This is a genomic window from Burkholderia sp. AU4i, from assembly GCF_000466765.1.
Classification (GTDB): Bacteria; Pseudomonadota; Gammaproteobacteria; order Burkholderiales; family Burkholderiaceae; genus Burkholderia; species Burkholderia cepacia.
The window spans coordinates 36,402-50,845 of record NZ_ASSI01000093.1; the positions used below are offsets into that span (position 1 = coordinate 36,402).

11 protein-coding genes are annotated in these 14,444 nt (G+C 67.2%); 3 read left to right on the top strand and 8 right to left on the bottom strand.

Annotated features, from left to right (window positions below; genetic code table 11):
• Positions 1–12: 12 nt before the first annotated feature.
• Complete coding sequence (locus tag L810_RS21350) at positions 13–693, bottom strand: PspA/IM30 family protein (protein ID WP_021160377.1); 681 nt, start codon at positions 691–693, stop codon at positions 13–15.
• 443 nt (positions 694–1,136) lie between these two features.
• Here L810_RS21350 and L810_RS21355 point away from each other — a divergent pair, with 443 nt between their 5' ends.
• Positions 1,137–3,656: a penicillin-binding protein 1A gene (locus tag L810_RS21355; protein WP_021160379.1), complete on the top strand. Its 2,520-nt coding sequence runs from the start codon at positions 1,137–1,139 to the stop codon at positions 3,654–3,656.
• Positions 3,657–3,740: 84 nt separating this feature from the next.
• Here the strand turns inward: L810_RS21355 and L810_RS21360 are convergent, their stop codons facing one another.
• The 4 genes from L810_RS21360 to mfd form a co-directional block, all read right to left on the bottom strand.
• On the bottom strand, positions 3,741–4,160 hold the full coding sequence (locus L810_RS21360) for a DUF3574 domain-containing protein (RefSeq protein WP_021160380.1): 420 nt from the start codon (positions 4,158–4,160) through the stop codon (positions 3,741–3,743).
• A gap of 196 nt (positions 4,161–4,356) precedes the next feature.
• A complete protein-coding gene (locus tag L810_RS21365) occupies positions 4,357–5,376 on the bottom strand; it encodes a threonine/serine dehydratase (protein ID WP_021160381.1) in 1,020 nt (339 codons plus the stop codon).
• Positions 5,377–5,436: 60 nt separating this feature from the next.
• Complete coding sequence (argE, locus tag L810_RS21370; protein ID WP_021160382.1) at positions 5,437–6,657, bottom strand: acetylornithine deacetylase; 1,221 nt, start codon at positions 6,655–6,657, stop codon at positions 5,437–5,439.
• Between the two features lie 115 nt (positions 6,658–6,772).
• Positions 6,773–10,243, bottom strand: a complete 3,471-nt coding sequence (gene mfd / locus L810_RS21375; protein WP_042975611.1) for a transcription-repair coupling factor — start codon at positions 10,241–10,243, stop codon at positions 6,773–6,775.
• 107 nt (positions 10,244–10,350) lie between these two features.
• Here mfd and ispD point away from each other — a divergent pair, with 107 nt between their 5' ends.
• A complete protein-coding gene (ispD, locus tag L810_RS21380; RefSeq protein WP_021160385.1) occupies positions 10,351–11,061 on the top strand; it encodes a 2-C-methyl-D-erythritol 4-phosphate cytidylyltransferase in 711 nt (236 codons plus the stop codon).
• A gap of 28 nt (positions 11,062–11,089) precedes the next feature.
• Positions 11,090–11,575, top strand: a complete 486-nt coding sequence (ispF, locus tag L810_RS21385) for a 2-C-methyl-D-erythritol 2,4-cyclodiphosphate synthase (protein ID WP_021160386.1) — start codon at positions 11,090–11,092, stop codon at positions 11,573–11,575.
• 136 nt (positions 11,576–11,711) lie between these two features.
• Here the strand turns inward: ispF and L810_RS21390 are convergent, their stop codons facing one another.
• The 3 genes from L810_RS21390 to L810_RS21400 form a co-directional block, all read right to left on the bottom strand.
• Positions 11,712–12,239: a carboxymuconolactone decarboxylase family protein gene (locus tag L810_RS21390; RefSeq protein ID WP_011352388.1), complete on the bottom strand. Its 528-nt coding sequence runs from the start codon at positions 12,237–12,239 to the stop codon at positions 11,712–11,714.
• Between the two features lie 76 nt (positions 12,240–12,315).
• Positions 12,316–12,864 carry a peroxiredoxin gene (locus L810_RS21395; protein ID WP_006478563.1) on the bottom strand — a complete coding sequence of 183 codons (549 nt, stop codon included), beginning with the start codon at positions 12,862–12,864 and terminating at the stop codon, positions 12,316–12,318.
• 189 nt (positions 12,865–13,053) lie between these two features.
• Positions 13,054–14,415: an ATP-binding protein gene (locus tag L810_RS21400; protein WP_021160387.1), complete on the bottom strand. Its 1,362-nt coding sequence runs from the start codon at positions 14,413–14,415 to the stop codon at positions 13,054–13,056.
• Positions 14,416–14,444: the final 29 nt, after the last annotated feature.

Consider the following 14,444-nt stretch of genomic DNA (forward strand, 5'->3'; position numbering starts at 1 on the left):
CCGCAGTTGCCGTTACTGCGCGGGCGTGTCGAGCTGCTTCTTCAGCGCGGCGAGGCGATCCTCGACCGACGGACCCTTGTTCAGCGCGGCGAGCTTGTCGTCGAGTGCCTTGCCGCTCGACGTGTCGGCGGAATTGAGGCGCGCGTCCGAGCGGGCGTTCTGCAGCGCGACCTTGTCCTCGAGCTTCTGGAAGTCTTCGGACAGGTTCTTGCCGCCGATGCCGCCCAGCGCGCTGGCCGCGACGTCCTTCGCCTGTGCGATTTCCTGCTTGGCCTGCAGGATGTTCGAGCGTGCATTCAGGTCGTTGCGGCGCTGACGCATGTCGGCGATCTGCCCCTTCAGCTTGTCGACCGACGGCTCGAGCGTCGACAGTTCGGCCGCGAGCGCGTCACGCTCGGCTTCCGCGTTCGACTGCGCGCCGAGCGCCTCGCGTGCGAGTGCCTCGTCGCCGGCCTGCAGCGCGCGTTTCGCGCCGTCCTCGTACTTCTTCACCTTGTCGTCGGCCGCATCGCGCTTGCTGCGCTGGGTCGCGACCTGTGCCTCGATCTCGATCAGCGAATTCTCGGCACGACCGATGCTGTCGTCGAGCTCCCGCACGATCTGCCGTGCGTCGCGCGACGGATCCTGTACCGAATCGGCCGCATCGTTCAGCAGGCCTTTGATCGTGCGCGAAACAGAGTCGAAAAGCGACATGAAATCCTCCGTGATTGAAAGGCGCCGCGTCACCGCGGCAGTGCCCGTAGCGAGCCGGTTCCGACCCGCATGAGCCGGCGGATATTACACCACCGGTTCACTTAAATACGGCTTAAACGCGCGAGTTCAAGCGGCGTGCGCATCAGGATGTCGAACCTTTCGCGGTTGAAAGAAAATCGACCGTGCGCACCATATTGCGTGTCCATGATAGGCAGAGGATGCCGACAATACGTTCCTCAAATCACGGCATTGCGGGAATTTTTACAAAAAATCGCGAAGGCACCCGGTCGATTTCATTAAAATGCGCTGTCACGTCGCGGGAACGGATCGCCGCGCGGCGGGGTCTGTCGACGTGACAGCCGCATCACGCTGTACCCGCTCTGATTCATCCGCTTGCATTTCCGCATGCGTCCGAGGGTGCCACGTACGCCCGCCATTCCGACATGCCAATTATCAAACGACCGCCTTCTTCTTCCGACAGGAACGAACCCCACTACACGCTGCGCCGTTCGCCGTCCGGAGCCTATTACCCCGATGACGACGATCGCGACGACGACCGCCGCACCCAGCGCAGCAGCGGCGGCGGAGGGCGCCGTCGCTCGTTCGGCTCGCGCGTCGCGCTGTGGTTCGCCGGCCTGTTCGCGACGCTGGCGATCGTCGGTGCGCTGATCGTCGGCTACGCGCTGGTCGTGATGGCGCCGCAACTGCCGTCGCTCGATGCGCTGACCAACTACCAGCCGAAGGTGCCGCTGCGCGTGTTCACGGCCGATCACGTACTGATCGGCGAGTTCGGCGAGGAGCGCCGCAGCCTCGTGCGGTTCCAGGACATTCCCGACGTGATGAAGAAGGCCGTGCTCGCGATCGAGGACTACCGCTTCTACGAACATGGCGGTGTCGACTTCGTCGGCATCCTGCGCGCGGGCGTCGCCGACCTGATGCACGGCGGCGCGCGCCAGGGCGCGAGCACGATCACGATGCAGGTCGCGCGCAACTTCTTCCTGTCGAGCGAGAAGACCTACACGCGCAAGATTTACGAAATGCTGCTCGCGTACAAGATCGAGAAGGCCCTGACGAAGGACCAGATCCTCGAGCTGTACATGAACCAGATCTATCTCGGCCAGCGCTCGTACGGTTTCGCGGCCGCCGCGCGCGTGTATTTCGGCAAGGACCTGAAGGACATCACGCTCGCGGAAGCGGCGATGCTCGCGGGGCTGCCGAAGGCGCCGTCCGCCTATAACCCGGTCGTCAATCCGAAGCGCGCGAAGGTGCGCCAGGAATACATCCTGAAGCGCATGCTCGAGGTCGGTTACATCACGCAGCCGCAGTACGACGAGGCCGTGAAGGAAGAGATCCACGTGCGCACGCCGGGCAACCAGTACGCGGTGCACGGCGAGTACGTCGCCGAGATGGTGCGGCAGATGATGTACCAGCAGTACAAGGACGAAACCTATACGCGCGGGCTGACCGTCACGACGACGATCAATTCGGCCGACCAGGAAGCCGCGTACCAGGCCGTGCGTCGCGGCATTCTCGACTACGAGCGCCGCCACGGCTATCGCGGGCCGGAAGCGTCGATCCAGCTGCCCGCGGCCGGCGACGACCGCGACGAGGCGATCGACGATGCGCTCGCCGATCACCCGGACAACGGCGACCTGCAGTCGGCGGTCGTGCTGTCGGCGTCGCCGAACGCGGTCGAGGTGCAGTTCGTCGGCGGCGCGACCACGACGATCGGGCCGGCCGGGCTGCGCTTCGTGTCGGCCGCATTGAGCCCGCGCGCGAACGATACGCTGCGCATCAAGCCGGGCTCGGTCGTGCGCGTGCTGAAGGACGGCAAGACGGGCTGGCAGGTCGTGCAGCTGCCGCAGGTCGAAGGCGCGCTCGTCGCGATCGCGCCGCAGGATGGCGCGATCCGCTCGCTCGTCGGCGGCTTCGACTTCAACAAGAGCAAGTTCAACCACGTGACGCAGGCATGGCGGCAGCCGGGCTCGTCGTTCAAGCCGTTCATCTACTCGGCGTCGCTCGACAAGGGCATGGGGCCGGCGACGATGATCAACGACGCGCCGCTGTACTTCCCGCCGAGCGTGCCGGGCGGCACCGCCTGGGAGCCGAAGGACGACGACCAGCCGGACGGCCCGATGACGATGCGTACCGGCCTGCAGCGTTCGAAGAACCTCGTGTCGATCCGGATCCTCGCGTCGATCGGCACGCAGTATGCGCAGCAGTACGTGACGCAGCGCTTCGGCTTCGATCCCGCGAAGACGCCGCCTTACCTGCCGATGGCGCTCGGCGCGGGCCTCGTGACGCCGCTGCAGCTCGCGACGGGTTATGCGGTGTTCGCGAACGGCGGCTACAAGGTCGATCCGTACCTGATCGCCGAGGTCGACGACGCGCGCGGCCAGCCGCTGCAGAAGTCGCAGCCGGTGCTGGCGGGCAGCACGGCCCCGCGCACGATCGAAGGCCGCAACGCGTACGTGATGAACAGCCTGCTGCATTCGGTCGCGACGGCCGGCACGGGCGCGGGCACCAACGCACTGGGCCGCAGCGACCTGCAGGGCAAGACCGGTACGACGAACGACGCGAAGGACGGCTGGTTCGCCGGCTACCAGCAATCGCTCGTCGCGGTGGCATGGATGGGCTTCGACCAGCCGAAGAGCCTCGGCAGCCGCGAGTTCGGCGCGCAGCTCGCGCTGCCGATCTGGGTGAACTACATGCGCACCGCGCTGAACGGTGTGCCCGAGCAGCAGATGCCGATGCCGGACGGCCTGACCTCGATCGACGGCGAGCTGTACTACGCCGATCGGACGCCGGGCAACGGCTTCGTCGCGAACGTCGACATCAACCCGGCCGAGAACGCGATCAGCGCGAACGACGCGCTGGGTTCGGCCGGTGCGGCAGGGCTCGCGCCGCCGCCCGTCACGCCGCAGGAGAAGCAGCAGATCATGGACATGTTCGAGAACAAGTAAGCGGGATACCGCTGTTCATGCATGCGACGGGCGCCTTCGGGCGCCCGTTTTTTTTGTGCGTCGACGCAAGCGGGAGCGGCTGAATCAGAACGACGCGCACGCAGGCACCACCGTCATGCCGACCGATTCCTGATGAAACCGCTCCATATAGGCCCTGCGGATCGCGGCGAGCCGCACGCGCGTGTCGGGCGTATCGTCGGCGATGATACGGATCACGAAGCTGTCCTCGCGCGTGATACCGCCGGTCGTGCGGTCGCGCCATTGGCCGTGCGTATCCCAGTAGGTCAGGCCGTCGGGAAAACGCGGCGTGACCGTGTCGGCGAGAAACGCCGCGCGTTCCGCATCGGTGACGGAGCCGTGTCCCGCGATGTCGCGCCCGAACAGCAGGTCGGCCTGCAGCATGCGGCTCTCGCCCGGCTGGGTGCAGGCCGGCGCCGTGCCGGCGGCGGGCGGGGGCGGTGCCGCGCAACCGGCGAGCAGTGCGATCGCGACGCCGCCGATCATGGGCGCCGCGCGGTGCCACCAGGTCTTGGGGCACGCGGCTGAAGGCCGCATCTGCCCAATTCGTGTCGATCGACCTCCGCGCGCGCAAAACGCTGCGCGCTCAACCACTTGCGTGCTTGTCCGGCGGGTTATCAACAGGGCTGTCAACATAATCTGGGGATAACCCTAGGTTGGTTCGCTGACGCCCGGCGCGCGATCAGTGCTGCGGTTTCGCGTGCGCGAGATGCATGCCGAGCGTGCCCGGGTCGGTATTCGTGCCCGACAGCAGCACGCCGACGCGCTTGCCCTGCAGCGTTTCGCGCAGCGGGCCGAGCAGCGCGGCGAGGGCGGCCGCGCATGCCGGTTCGACCGACAGCTTCAGTTGCGAGAACAGGAACAGCATCGCGGCACGCAGCGCGTCGTCGGACACGGTGACGATGCGGTCGACGTGGCGCCGGCACAGCTGGTAGCTGTATTCCTCGGTATGCGGCGCCATCAGCGAATCGGCGATCGTCTGCATCGCGCTCATCTTGATCGTGTGATTGGCCGCGAAGCTGCGGCTCATCGCGTCGGCGCCTTCCGGCTCGACGCCGTACACGTGCACGCGCGGATTCGCGAGCCGCAGCGCGGTCGCCATGCCGGCCGCCAGCCCGCCGCCGCCGATCGGTACGATCACCGCGTCGAGGTCGGGGGTCTGCGTCGCCCATTCGTAGCCGAGCGTCGCGGTGCCGAGGATCGTGTGATAGCCGTTGAACGGATGGATGAAGAAGCGGCCTTCCTCGGCCTCGATCCGGCGCACCAGATCGAACGCCTGCGACGCGCTGCCGGCCAGCACGACTTCCGCGCGGTACTGCTTGCACTGCGCGATGCGCGTCGGGCTCGCGGTGTGGAACATCACGACCTTGGCGCTGCTGCCGAGCCGCATGGCCGCATACGCGACGGCCGCCGCGTGATTGCCGGCCGACACGCAGGTGACGCCCGCGTTCTTGCGGGCCTCGTCGAGCGCAAGCAGGTTCGTGAATGCGCCGCGCGCCTTGAAGCTGCCGCTCACCTGCAGCAGCTCGAACTTGAAGTTGACGTGCGTGCCCTCGAGGGACGGCAGGTCGGCGCGTTCGAACACGGGCGTGCGCGCGACCCAGGGCGACAGTGCGAAATGCTGCGCGGCGATTTCGTCGAGCGTCGGGATCGGCTCGCCGTCGATCGTCGTATGGGCCGTGCCCTGTTGTTCAGTCGACATGACGTGGCGGGTGGCGGAGTGGGCCGGCCCGCACACGCGGGCCGGCGTGGCGGGAGGCAGTCAGTGCGCGTCGACCGACATGCTGCGGATGAACTTGCGCAGGAACTGCTCGCAGCCGGCGAGCTGCGCGAGCTCGACATATTCGTTCGGCTTGTGCGCCTGCTCGATGTTGCCGGGCCCGCATACGACGCTCGGGATGCCCGCGCGTTCGAACAGGCCGGCCTCGGTGCCGTATGCGACCTTGCGCTTGTCCTGGTCCGCCGTCAGCGCGCGCACGAGTTGCGTGATCGCGGCCTGTTCGGTTGCGTCGAGGCCCGGCGCCGCGGCGATCTTCGAAAATTCGATCGCGGCATTCGGATGCTCGCGAAGCATCTGCGGCAGCAGTGTTTCCCGTGCATACGCTTCGATGCGCGTGAAGATCTGCTCGGGATCGAGCGTCGGCAGGTTGCGGAATTCGAAGTCGAAGCGGCACTCGGCCGGCACCGTGTTGATCGCGTTGCCGCCCTGGATCGTGCTCGTCTGCGCGGTAGTGAACGGCACGTCGTACAGCGCGTCGAACGGGCCTTCGGCGCGGAAGCGGTCGGCGATGTCGCGGATGTGGCAGATGAGGCGCGCCGCATACTCGATCGCGTTCAGCCCCTTCGGCGTCAGCGACGAATGCGCCGCGTGGCCGCGCACGCAGCAGCGGTATGCGTTGATGCCCTTGTGCGCGATGATCGGCCGCATGCTGGTCGGCTCGCCGACGATGCAGCCCGACGGTTGCACGCCGCGCTTGACGAGGTCGGCGATCATCAGCGGCGCGCCGGCGCAGCCGATTTCCTCGTCGTAGGACAGCGCGAAATGGATCGGCTTCGCGAGCTTCGTCGCCTGCATCTCGGGCAGCAGCGCGAGCGCGGCGCCGATGAAACCCTTCATGTCGCAGGTGCCGCGGCCATACAGGCGGCCGTCGCGGATTTCCGGCGCGAACGGGTTGCTGTCCCATTGCTGGCCGTCGACCGGCACGACGTCGGTATGCCCCGACAGCACGATGCCGCCGTTCGTCGAGCCGTCGTGCGCGGGCACGGTCGCGAACAGGTTCGCCCAGCCTTCGCGTGGATCGTGCGTGATCGTCGATGCGATGCCTTTCGCGGCGAGCGCGTCGCGCACCGTTTCGATCAGGCCGAGGTTCGGCACGCGGCTCGTCGTGTCCATCGACACCAGTTGCTTGATCCAGGGCAGGCTGACGAGCGACGCGTCGCCCTGGGTGTCGGTGGACGGCGCCGTGGCGTCGAGAGTGGACATGGCAAAACTCCGTCTGATGAATGCGAAAATCATACTCAAAAACGCGCCGGCCCGCCCGCGCCGCGCGCAGTGCGGTGCAGCATCGGCATGGCCGTCAGTACCGCGTCACGACCCGTCAGCGCGCCGCGGCCACCGCGCCCTGCCTCGGGGCGAGCGCGCGCAGCGTTTCCTTGATCGTCGACACGCGGATCGCGAGGTCGGGCGAGCGCGTCTCGATCCGCAGCTTGTCCTGTCCCGCCAGCTTGATGTGCCGGTGCTTCTGCACCATCTCGATGATCCGCATCGGATCGATCGGCGGATTCGGCTCGAACTGCAGTCCGATCGCGGCCTCGCTCGCATCGATCTTCACGATGCCGAGCGGCTTCGCGGCGATCCGCAGCCGGTGCGTCTCGACCAGCGCGTGCGCCTGCGGCGGCAGCTTGCCGAAGCGGTCGATCAGTTCCTCCTGGATACCGTCGATCGCGTCGCCGTGCTCGCAGTTCGCGAGCCGCTTGTACAGCGACAGCCGCTCCTGCACGTCCGCGCAGTAGTCGGCCGGCAGGATCGCCGGCGCATGCAGGTTGATTTCCGTCGTCGCGGCGAGCGGGGCGGTGAGGTCGGGCTCCTTGCCGTTCTTCAGTGCCTTCACCGCGTCGTTCAGCATGTCGGTATAGAGCTGGAAGCCGATCTCGTGGATCTCGCCCGACTGCTTGTCGCCGAGCACCTCGCCGGTGCCGCGGATCTCGAGGTCGTGCATCGCGAGATAGAAGCCCGAACCGAGTTCCTCCATCTGCTGGATCGCTTCGAGCCGGCGCTGCGCCTGCTTGGTCAGCGCCTGCGGATCGTGCACGAGCAGGTACGCGTATGCCTGGTGGTGCGAGCGGCCGACGCGGCCGCGCAACTGGTGGAGCTGCGCGAGGCCGAACTTGTCCGCGCGATGCATGATGATCGTGTTCGCGCTCGGCACGTCGATGCCGGTCTCGATGATGGTCGTGCACAGCAGCACGTTCGCGCGCTGCGCGACGAAATCGCGCATTACCCGTTCGAGCTCGCGTTCGTGCATCTGGCCGTGCGCGATCACGATGCGCGCCTCGGGCACGAGCGCCTCGAGCATCGCCTTGCGGTTCTCGATCGTCTCGACCTCGTTGTGCAGGAAGTACACCTGGCCGCCGCGCTTCAGTTCGCGCAGCATCGCCTCGCGAATCACGCTTTCTTCCTCGCGGCGCACGAAGGTCTTGATCGCGAGGCGCTTCTGCGGCGCGGTCGCGATGACCGAGAAGTCGCGCAGCCCCTCGAGCGCCATCCCGAGCGTGCGCGGAATCGGCGTCGCGGTGAGCGTCAGCACGTCGACTTCCGCGCGCAGCGCCTTCAGCGCTTCCTTCTGGCGCACGCCGAAGCGGTGTTCCTCGTCGATGATCACGAGGCCGAGGCGCTTGAACTGCACGTCCGACGACAGCAGCTTGTGCGTGCCGATCACGATGTCGACGCTGCCTTCGTTGATCTGCGCGATCGCCGCGTTCACTTCCTTCGTCGTCTTGAAGCGCGACAGCTCGACGATCCGCACCGGCCAGTCCGCGAAGCGGTCGGCGAAGGTCTGCGTGTGCTGCTCGGCGAGCAGCGTGGTCGGCGACAGCAGTGCGACCTGCTTGCCGCCCAGCACCGCGATGAACGCGGCGCGCAGCGCGACCTCGGTCTTGCCGAAGCCGACGTCGCCGCACACGAGGCGGTCCATCGGCTTGCCGCTCGTCATGTCGCCGATCACGGCCGCGATGGCTGCCGCCTGGTCGGGCGTTTCCTCGAAGCCGAAGCTTTCGGCGAACTTCACGTAGTCGCGCGGATCGAGCGAGAACGCGTGGCCTTCGCGGGCCGCGCGGCGCGCGTACAGGTTCAGCAGCTCGGCGGCCGTATCGCGGATCTGCTGCGCGGCCTTGCGTTTCGCGCGTTCCCACTGGCCGGAGCCGAGCGCGTGCAGCGGCGCGCTGTCCGGATCGGCGCCGCTGTAGCGCGAGATCACGTGCAATTGCGCGACCGGCACGTAGAGCTTGCTGTCGCCCGAGTATTCGAGGTGCAGGAATTCGGTCTCGCCTTCGCCGAGGTCCATCGACACGAGGCCCATGTAGCGGCCGATGCCGTGCTGCGCGTGGACGACCGGGTCGCCGACCTTCAGTTCCGACAGGTCGCGCACCATCGCGTCGACGTTGCTGGCCTGTTCCTGCCGGCGGCGGCCCGCGCGGCGGCCGAGCGCGCCGTACAGCTCGGTCTCGGTGACGACCGCGTAACCTTCGCCCGGCACCGCGAAGCCGTTCGCGAGCGGCGCGACGCCGAGCGCGAAACGTTCGTCGCTCTCGAGCCAGCCCGCGAAGTGGTCGTTCGACGCGGGGCGCAGATGGTGTTCGGCGAGCAGTTGCAGGATCGTCTCGCGACGGCCGGCCGATTCGACGGTCAGCAGGACGCGCTTGCCCGACGATTCGACGAACGTGCGCAGCGACGCGAGCGGATCGTCGGCATGGCGATCGACGGAGAGCTGGGGCAGCGCCGTCGCCCAGCCGCCGGCCGGCTGCGCGGGCAGCACGACGCGTGCGAACGGCTTCGCGAACGCGAAGAAATCCTCGTCGGACAGGAACAGGCGCTGCGGTTCGAGGATCGGCCGCTCGCGATCGTGCGCGAGGAACGCGTGACGCTGCTTCGTATCGGCCGTGAAGCGGCGGATCGACGCGTCGAGATCGCCGGCGAACACGAGGTGCGCATCCTGCGGCAGGTAGTGGAACAGCGTGGCGGTTTCGTCGAAAAACAGCGGCAGGTAATACTCGATGCCGGCCGACGGCACGCCGTTACCGATGTCCTTGTAGATCGGCGCGCGGCTCGGGTCGCCTTCGAACGTCTCGCGCCAGCGGCTGCGGAAGGCCGTGCGCGCGGCTTCGTCGAACGGAAACTCGCGGCCGGGCAGCAGGCGCACGTCGCGCACCGGGTAGAGGCTGCGCTGCGTGTCGGGGTCGAACGCGCGGATCGAGTCGACCTGGTCGTCGAACAGGTCGATCCGGTACGGCAGCGGCGAGCCCATCGGGTACAGGTCGATCAGCGAGCCGCGTACGCAGTATTCGCCGGGCCGCACGACCTGGCTCACGTGCTCGTAGCCGGCCAGCGTGAGCTGCGCCTTCAGCTTCGCCTCGTCGAGCCGCTCGCCCTGCGCGAATGCGAACGTGTACGCGGCCATGAACGACGCGGGCGGCATCCGGTACAGCGCGGTGGTCGCGGGCACGAGCAGGATGTCGCAGCGGCCCTCGCCGAGATCGTGCAGCGTCGCGAGACGCTCCGATACGAGGTCCTGGTGCGGCGAGAACGTGTCGTACGGCAGCGTTTCCCAGTCCGGCAGCAGGCGCACGCGGGCGTCGGGCGAGAAGTAGCGGATTTCCTGCGAAAGCCGCTGCGCGTCGACCGCATTCGCGCAGATCACCGCGAGGAGCGGCACGTCCTGGCGGTTGTCGGCGAGATAACGGGCGATGGCGAGCGCGTCGGCGGAACCATGCGCGCCGTCGAAGGCGAAACACTGGCCGGACTTGACGCGGGCAATGGGCGAGGCGGACGGGGTGGAAGCGTTATCTGGCATAGGGACGACAGGGGTGGCGTGCACGGGCGCATCGCGGTGCGCCGGTCGAGACGAAAGACCTATTATAAAATCCGCTTCTCGATTTCATCTTTCCGGCGTTTCCCTTCGTGACTCCCCGACTTTTCGCCCTGATTCCCTGTGCCGGCACGGGCAGCCGTTCCGGTTCGGCCGTGCCGAAGCAATACCGCACGCTGGCCGGCCGCGCGCTGCTGCACTACACGCTCGCCGCGTTCGACGCGTGCAGCGAATTCGCGCAGACGCTCGTCGTGCTCGCGCCCGACGATTCCCATTTCGACGCGCGCCGCTTCGCGGGCCTGCGCTTCGCGGTGCGCCGCTGCGGCGGCGGCTCGCGCCAGGCGTCGGTGCTGAACGGGCTGCTCGAGCTGGCCGAATTCGGCGCGACCGACCAGGACTGGGTGCTGGTGCACGACGCCGCGCGCCCGGGCATCACGCCGGAGCTGATCCGCACGCTCGTCGCGGCGCTGAAGGACGATCCGGTCGGCGGCATCGTCGCGCTGCCGGTTGCCGATACGCTCAAGCGCGTGCCGGCCGGCGGCGACGCGATCGCGCGCACCGAGTCGCGCGACGCGCTGTGGCAGGCGCAGACGCCGCAGATGTTCCGCATCGGCATGCTGCGCGAGGCGATCCTGCGCGCGCAGCGCGAAGGGCACGACCTGACCGACGAAGCGAGCGCGATCGAATGGGCCGGCCATACGCCGCGCGTCGTGCAGGGCAGCCTGCGCAATTTCAAGGTCACGTACCCCGAAGATTTCGCGCTCGCGGAAGCGATCCTCGCGCGCCCCGCGAACGCCTCCTGACTTTCACCCCCTCTTTATCGGAACACGCATGGATTTCAGAATCGGACAAGGCTACGACGTGCACCAGCTCGTCGAGGGGCGCCCCCTCATCATCGGCGGCGTGACGATTCCGTACGAACGCGGCCTGCTCGGCCACTCGGACGCGGACGTGCTGCTGCACGCGATCACCGACGCGCTGTTCGGCGCGGCGGCGCTCGGCGACATCGGCCGCCACTTCTCCGACACGGACGCGGCATTCAAGGGCGCCGACAGCCGCGTGCTGCTGCGCGAGTGCGCGGCCCGCATCAAGGCGGCCGGCTTCACGATCCAGAACGTCGACAGCACCGTGATCGCCCAGGCGCCGAAGCTGGCACCGCATATCGACGGGATGCGCGCGAACATCGCGGCCGATCTCGGGCTGCCGCTCGATCGTGTGAACGTGAAGGCGAAGACCAACGAAAAGCTCGGCTATCTCGGCCGCGGCGAAGGGATCGAGGCGCAGGCCGCCGCGCTGCTGGTGAAGCAGGGCGGCTGACGGTTGTCCGTGGCGGCGCGCGGTTCGCGCCGCACGTCGTCCCCGAGGAAACGAAAATGCCACGCATCAGCGTGGCATTTTCGTTTGAAGCGGGCGTCGCTCCCGGCATCGCCGCCGGTGCGCGCGGCGCAACCGCTTATTCGCCTTCGGCGGCGATCACCTGCGCGGCGGCGTTGATCACCGATGCGATACGGCCGACGTCGCGCAGCTGCGTGACGGTCATCCCTTGCTCGTTCTTCAGCAGCGCATAGTGCGACTTCACGCAGAAGTGGCACTTGCCGACGATCGACGCGGCGAGCGCGTACATCTCGAACTTGCGCTTGTCGACGCCGCCGTGCGTCGCGTACGCGCCCATCCGCAGTTCGGCGCGTTGCGTCTTCAGGTCGGCGTCGTCGGCCATCTCGACATACGGATACCAGGTGTTGTTCATCCCCATCAGCGCGGCCGCCGTCAGCACGGCGTTCGTCTCTTCGGGCGACAGGACGCCGGCTTCGCGGATCGTCTTGATGAGCACCGTGCTCTTCGCCGCGATCGCCGCCGCCAGCGCGACGCCGACAGCGTCGGTGCCTTCGAGCGACGAGCGCGAGATCGTGCCGTCGAGGTTCAGGCGAATGTCCTTCGCGTAGTCGGGAATACGTGCCTTAATCGAATCGATGAATTCCATTGATATCTCCTATGGGTTGGCCGTTAAAAAAGCCCGCAGGCAGGACGTGCGCCGCGGGCTTCGTGCATCGATGCGCTTACAGCGTTGCGCCGCCGACTGCACGGTTGCACGGGCAGAGTTCGTCCGTTTGCAGGCCGTCCAGAATCCGCAGGACTTCTTCCGGGCTGCGGCCGACGTTCAGGTTGTTCACCGAAACGTGCTGGATCGTGTTGTCCGGATCGACGATGAACGTTGCACGCAGGGCCACGCCGGCTTCCTTGTCGCGCACGCCGAGCTGGTCGATCAGCTCGCCCTTGACGTCGCCGAACGAGTAGTGGTTCAGCTTGTCGAGGTCCTTGTGCTCACGGCGCCATGCGAGCTTGACGAATTCGTTGTCCGAGCTGCCGCCCAGCAGCACGGCGTCGCGCTCTTCGAACTGCTTCGTGAGCTTTGCGAATTCGACGATTTCCGTCGGGCACACGAACGTGAAGTCCTTCGGGTAGAAGTAGATGATCTTCCACTTGCCCGGGAACGACGCTTCGGTGACGGTCTCGAATGCCGACTGGCCGTTTTCTTCGTGGTTGTTGAAGCCCGGCTTCGCGGCCACGACGGTGAAAGCTTCGAGTTTATCGCCAACGGTTTTCATGCGGATACTCCTGTATGAGTTGGGAAGAAGACTGAGTCAAGCTACCTCGGTGCTGCAACGATGGTGTGACAGCATGGGTGGGACTGTAACACTATTAGTAAGGCGCTTCAATAGATTTTGACTAACGCCATCCATAGTTTTTTTCAACCGGATCGATAGTGTGAAGGGCGGCAGGCGTACGCGAGCGCGTCACGCCGTCGCACGTGCCTTGCCGGCGCCGGGGAATTCGAGCGTGACTTCGAGGCCCGCGTCGGGGCTGCGGTTGCGCAGGCGCAGCGCACCGCGATAGCGGCCGACGAGGCGCAGCACGATCGCCATCCCGAGCCCCGTGCCGTCCGCCTTGGTGCGCGCCGTGTCGACGCGATAGAACGGCCGCATCACGAGCGGCAGCTGGTCCTCGGGGATGCCGGGGCCCTCGTCGCTCACCGACAACTCGACGCGCGCGTGCGTCACGCGCGTCTCGAGCGTGATGCGCGACACGCCGTCGTCGCGGCTCTGGCCGTATTTGCGCGCATTTTCGACGAGGTTGCCGATCACGCGGCGCATGTCGGTCTCGTCGGCTTCGATCACGGCATTCGGCGCGAGCCGCGTGCGGATCTGGACGCCGTCCTCGCCCGACACGCGCGCAGCGACTTCGTGCGCGATCGACGACAGGTCGACCGGCTCCGGCTTGCGCTGGGTCGGACGCGCGTAGTCGATGAAGGCCGCGATGATGCGATCCATTTGCTCGATGTCGTCGACCATCGCGTCCTTGGTCGCCTGGTCGGACGGGCTCATCTCGGTCTCGAGCCGCAGCCGCGCGAGCGGCGTGCGCAGGTCGTGCGAGATGCCAGCGAGCATCAGCGCGCGATCGGCCTCGAGCTGCTCGAGGTCGCGCACCATCTGGTTGAAGCTGCGGTTGGTGTCGGCCGCGACGCCCATCCCGCGCTCGGGCAGCGGGTCGGGCGCCTGCCCCGAGCCGACCTGGCGCGCGACGAGCGCGAGCCGCGAGAACGGCCGGTTCACGAGGCTGGTGATGAACGCGGAGCCGAACAGCGACAGCGCGAGCGCGAACAACCCCCAGCCGGCCCACTGCAGGCCCGTGACGTTGTCGAGCTGGTCGCGGTCGAGCGCGACCCAGTAATCGTCGTCGTCGATCTTGAAGCTGATCCACACGCCGGGAATGTCGTTGACCGACTGTGCGATCACGGTATCGTCGCCGAGGCGGCTGCGGATGTCGTGCTCGATCAGGCGGTTCAGCGATTCGTCGGGCTGCAGCTTGAACTTGTCGGTCTTTTCGCGCGGGTACACGCGCACGCCCTCGTTGCTCTCGAGATCCTGCAGCAGCGCGCGCCGCAGGTCGGGATCGGAGTAGAGCAGGGCGGTGCGCGTGAGCTTCACGACCGCGACGAGCTGCAGCGCCACGCGCTGCGCGCGCGGCTCGCGCTCGATCACACGAAAGCTCTGGAACCACGCGGCGAGACTGACCGAGATCAGCAGCGCGATCAGCAGGAAGGTGCGCCAGAACAGCCCGCCGAACGCGAGCTGCAGGAGGCGCCGGTCGATACGCATGGGACGGGCCGTGGGCGGGCGAAACCGGA

Coding starts and splice junctions, on each gene's coding strand:
- L810_RS21350 (WP_021160377.1), bottom strand. CDS start 693: ATGTCGCTTTTCGACTCTGTTTCGCGCACGATCAAAGGCCTGCTGAAC.
- L810_RS21355 (WP_021160379.1), top strand. CDS start 1,137: ATGCCAATTATCAAACGACCGCCTTCTTCTTCCGACAGGAACGAACCC.
- L810_RS21360 (WP_021160380.1), bottom strand. CDS start 4,160: ATGATCGGCGGCGTCGCGATCGCACTGCTCGCCGGTTGCGCGGCACCG.
- L810_RS21365 (WP_021160381.1), bottom strand. CDS start 5,376: ATGTCGACTGAACAACAGGGCACGGCCCATACGACGATCGACGGCGAG.
- argE (WP_021160382.1), bottom strand. CDS start 6,657: ATGTCCACTCTCGACGCCACGGCGCCGTCCACCGACACCCAGGGCGAC.
- mfd (WP_042975611.1), bottom strand. CDS start 10,243: ATGCCAGATAACGCTTCCACCCCGTCCGCCTCGCCCATTGCCCGCGTC.
- ispF (WP_021160386.1), top strand. CDS start 11,090: ATGGATTTCAGAATCGGACAAGGCTACGACGTGCACCAGCTCGTCGAG.
- L810_RS21390 (WP_011352388.1), bottom strand. CDS start 12,239: ATGGAATTCATCGATTCGATTAAGGCACGTATTCCCGACTACGCGAAG.
- L810_RS21395 (WP_006478563.1), bottom strand. CDS start 12,864: ATGAAAACCGTTGGCGATAAACTCGAAGCTTTCACCGTCGTGGCCGCG.
- L810_RS21400 (WP_021160387.1), bottom strand. CDS start 14,415: ATGCGTATCGACCGGCGCCTCCTGCAGCTCGCGTTCGGCGGGCTGTTC.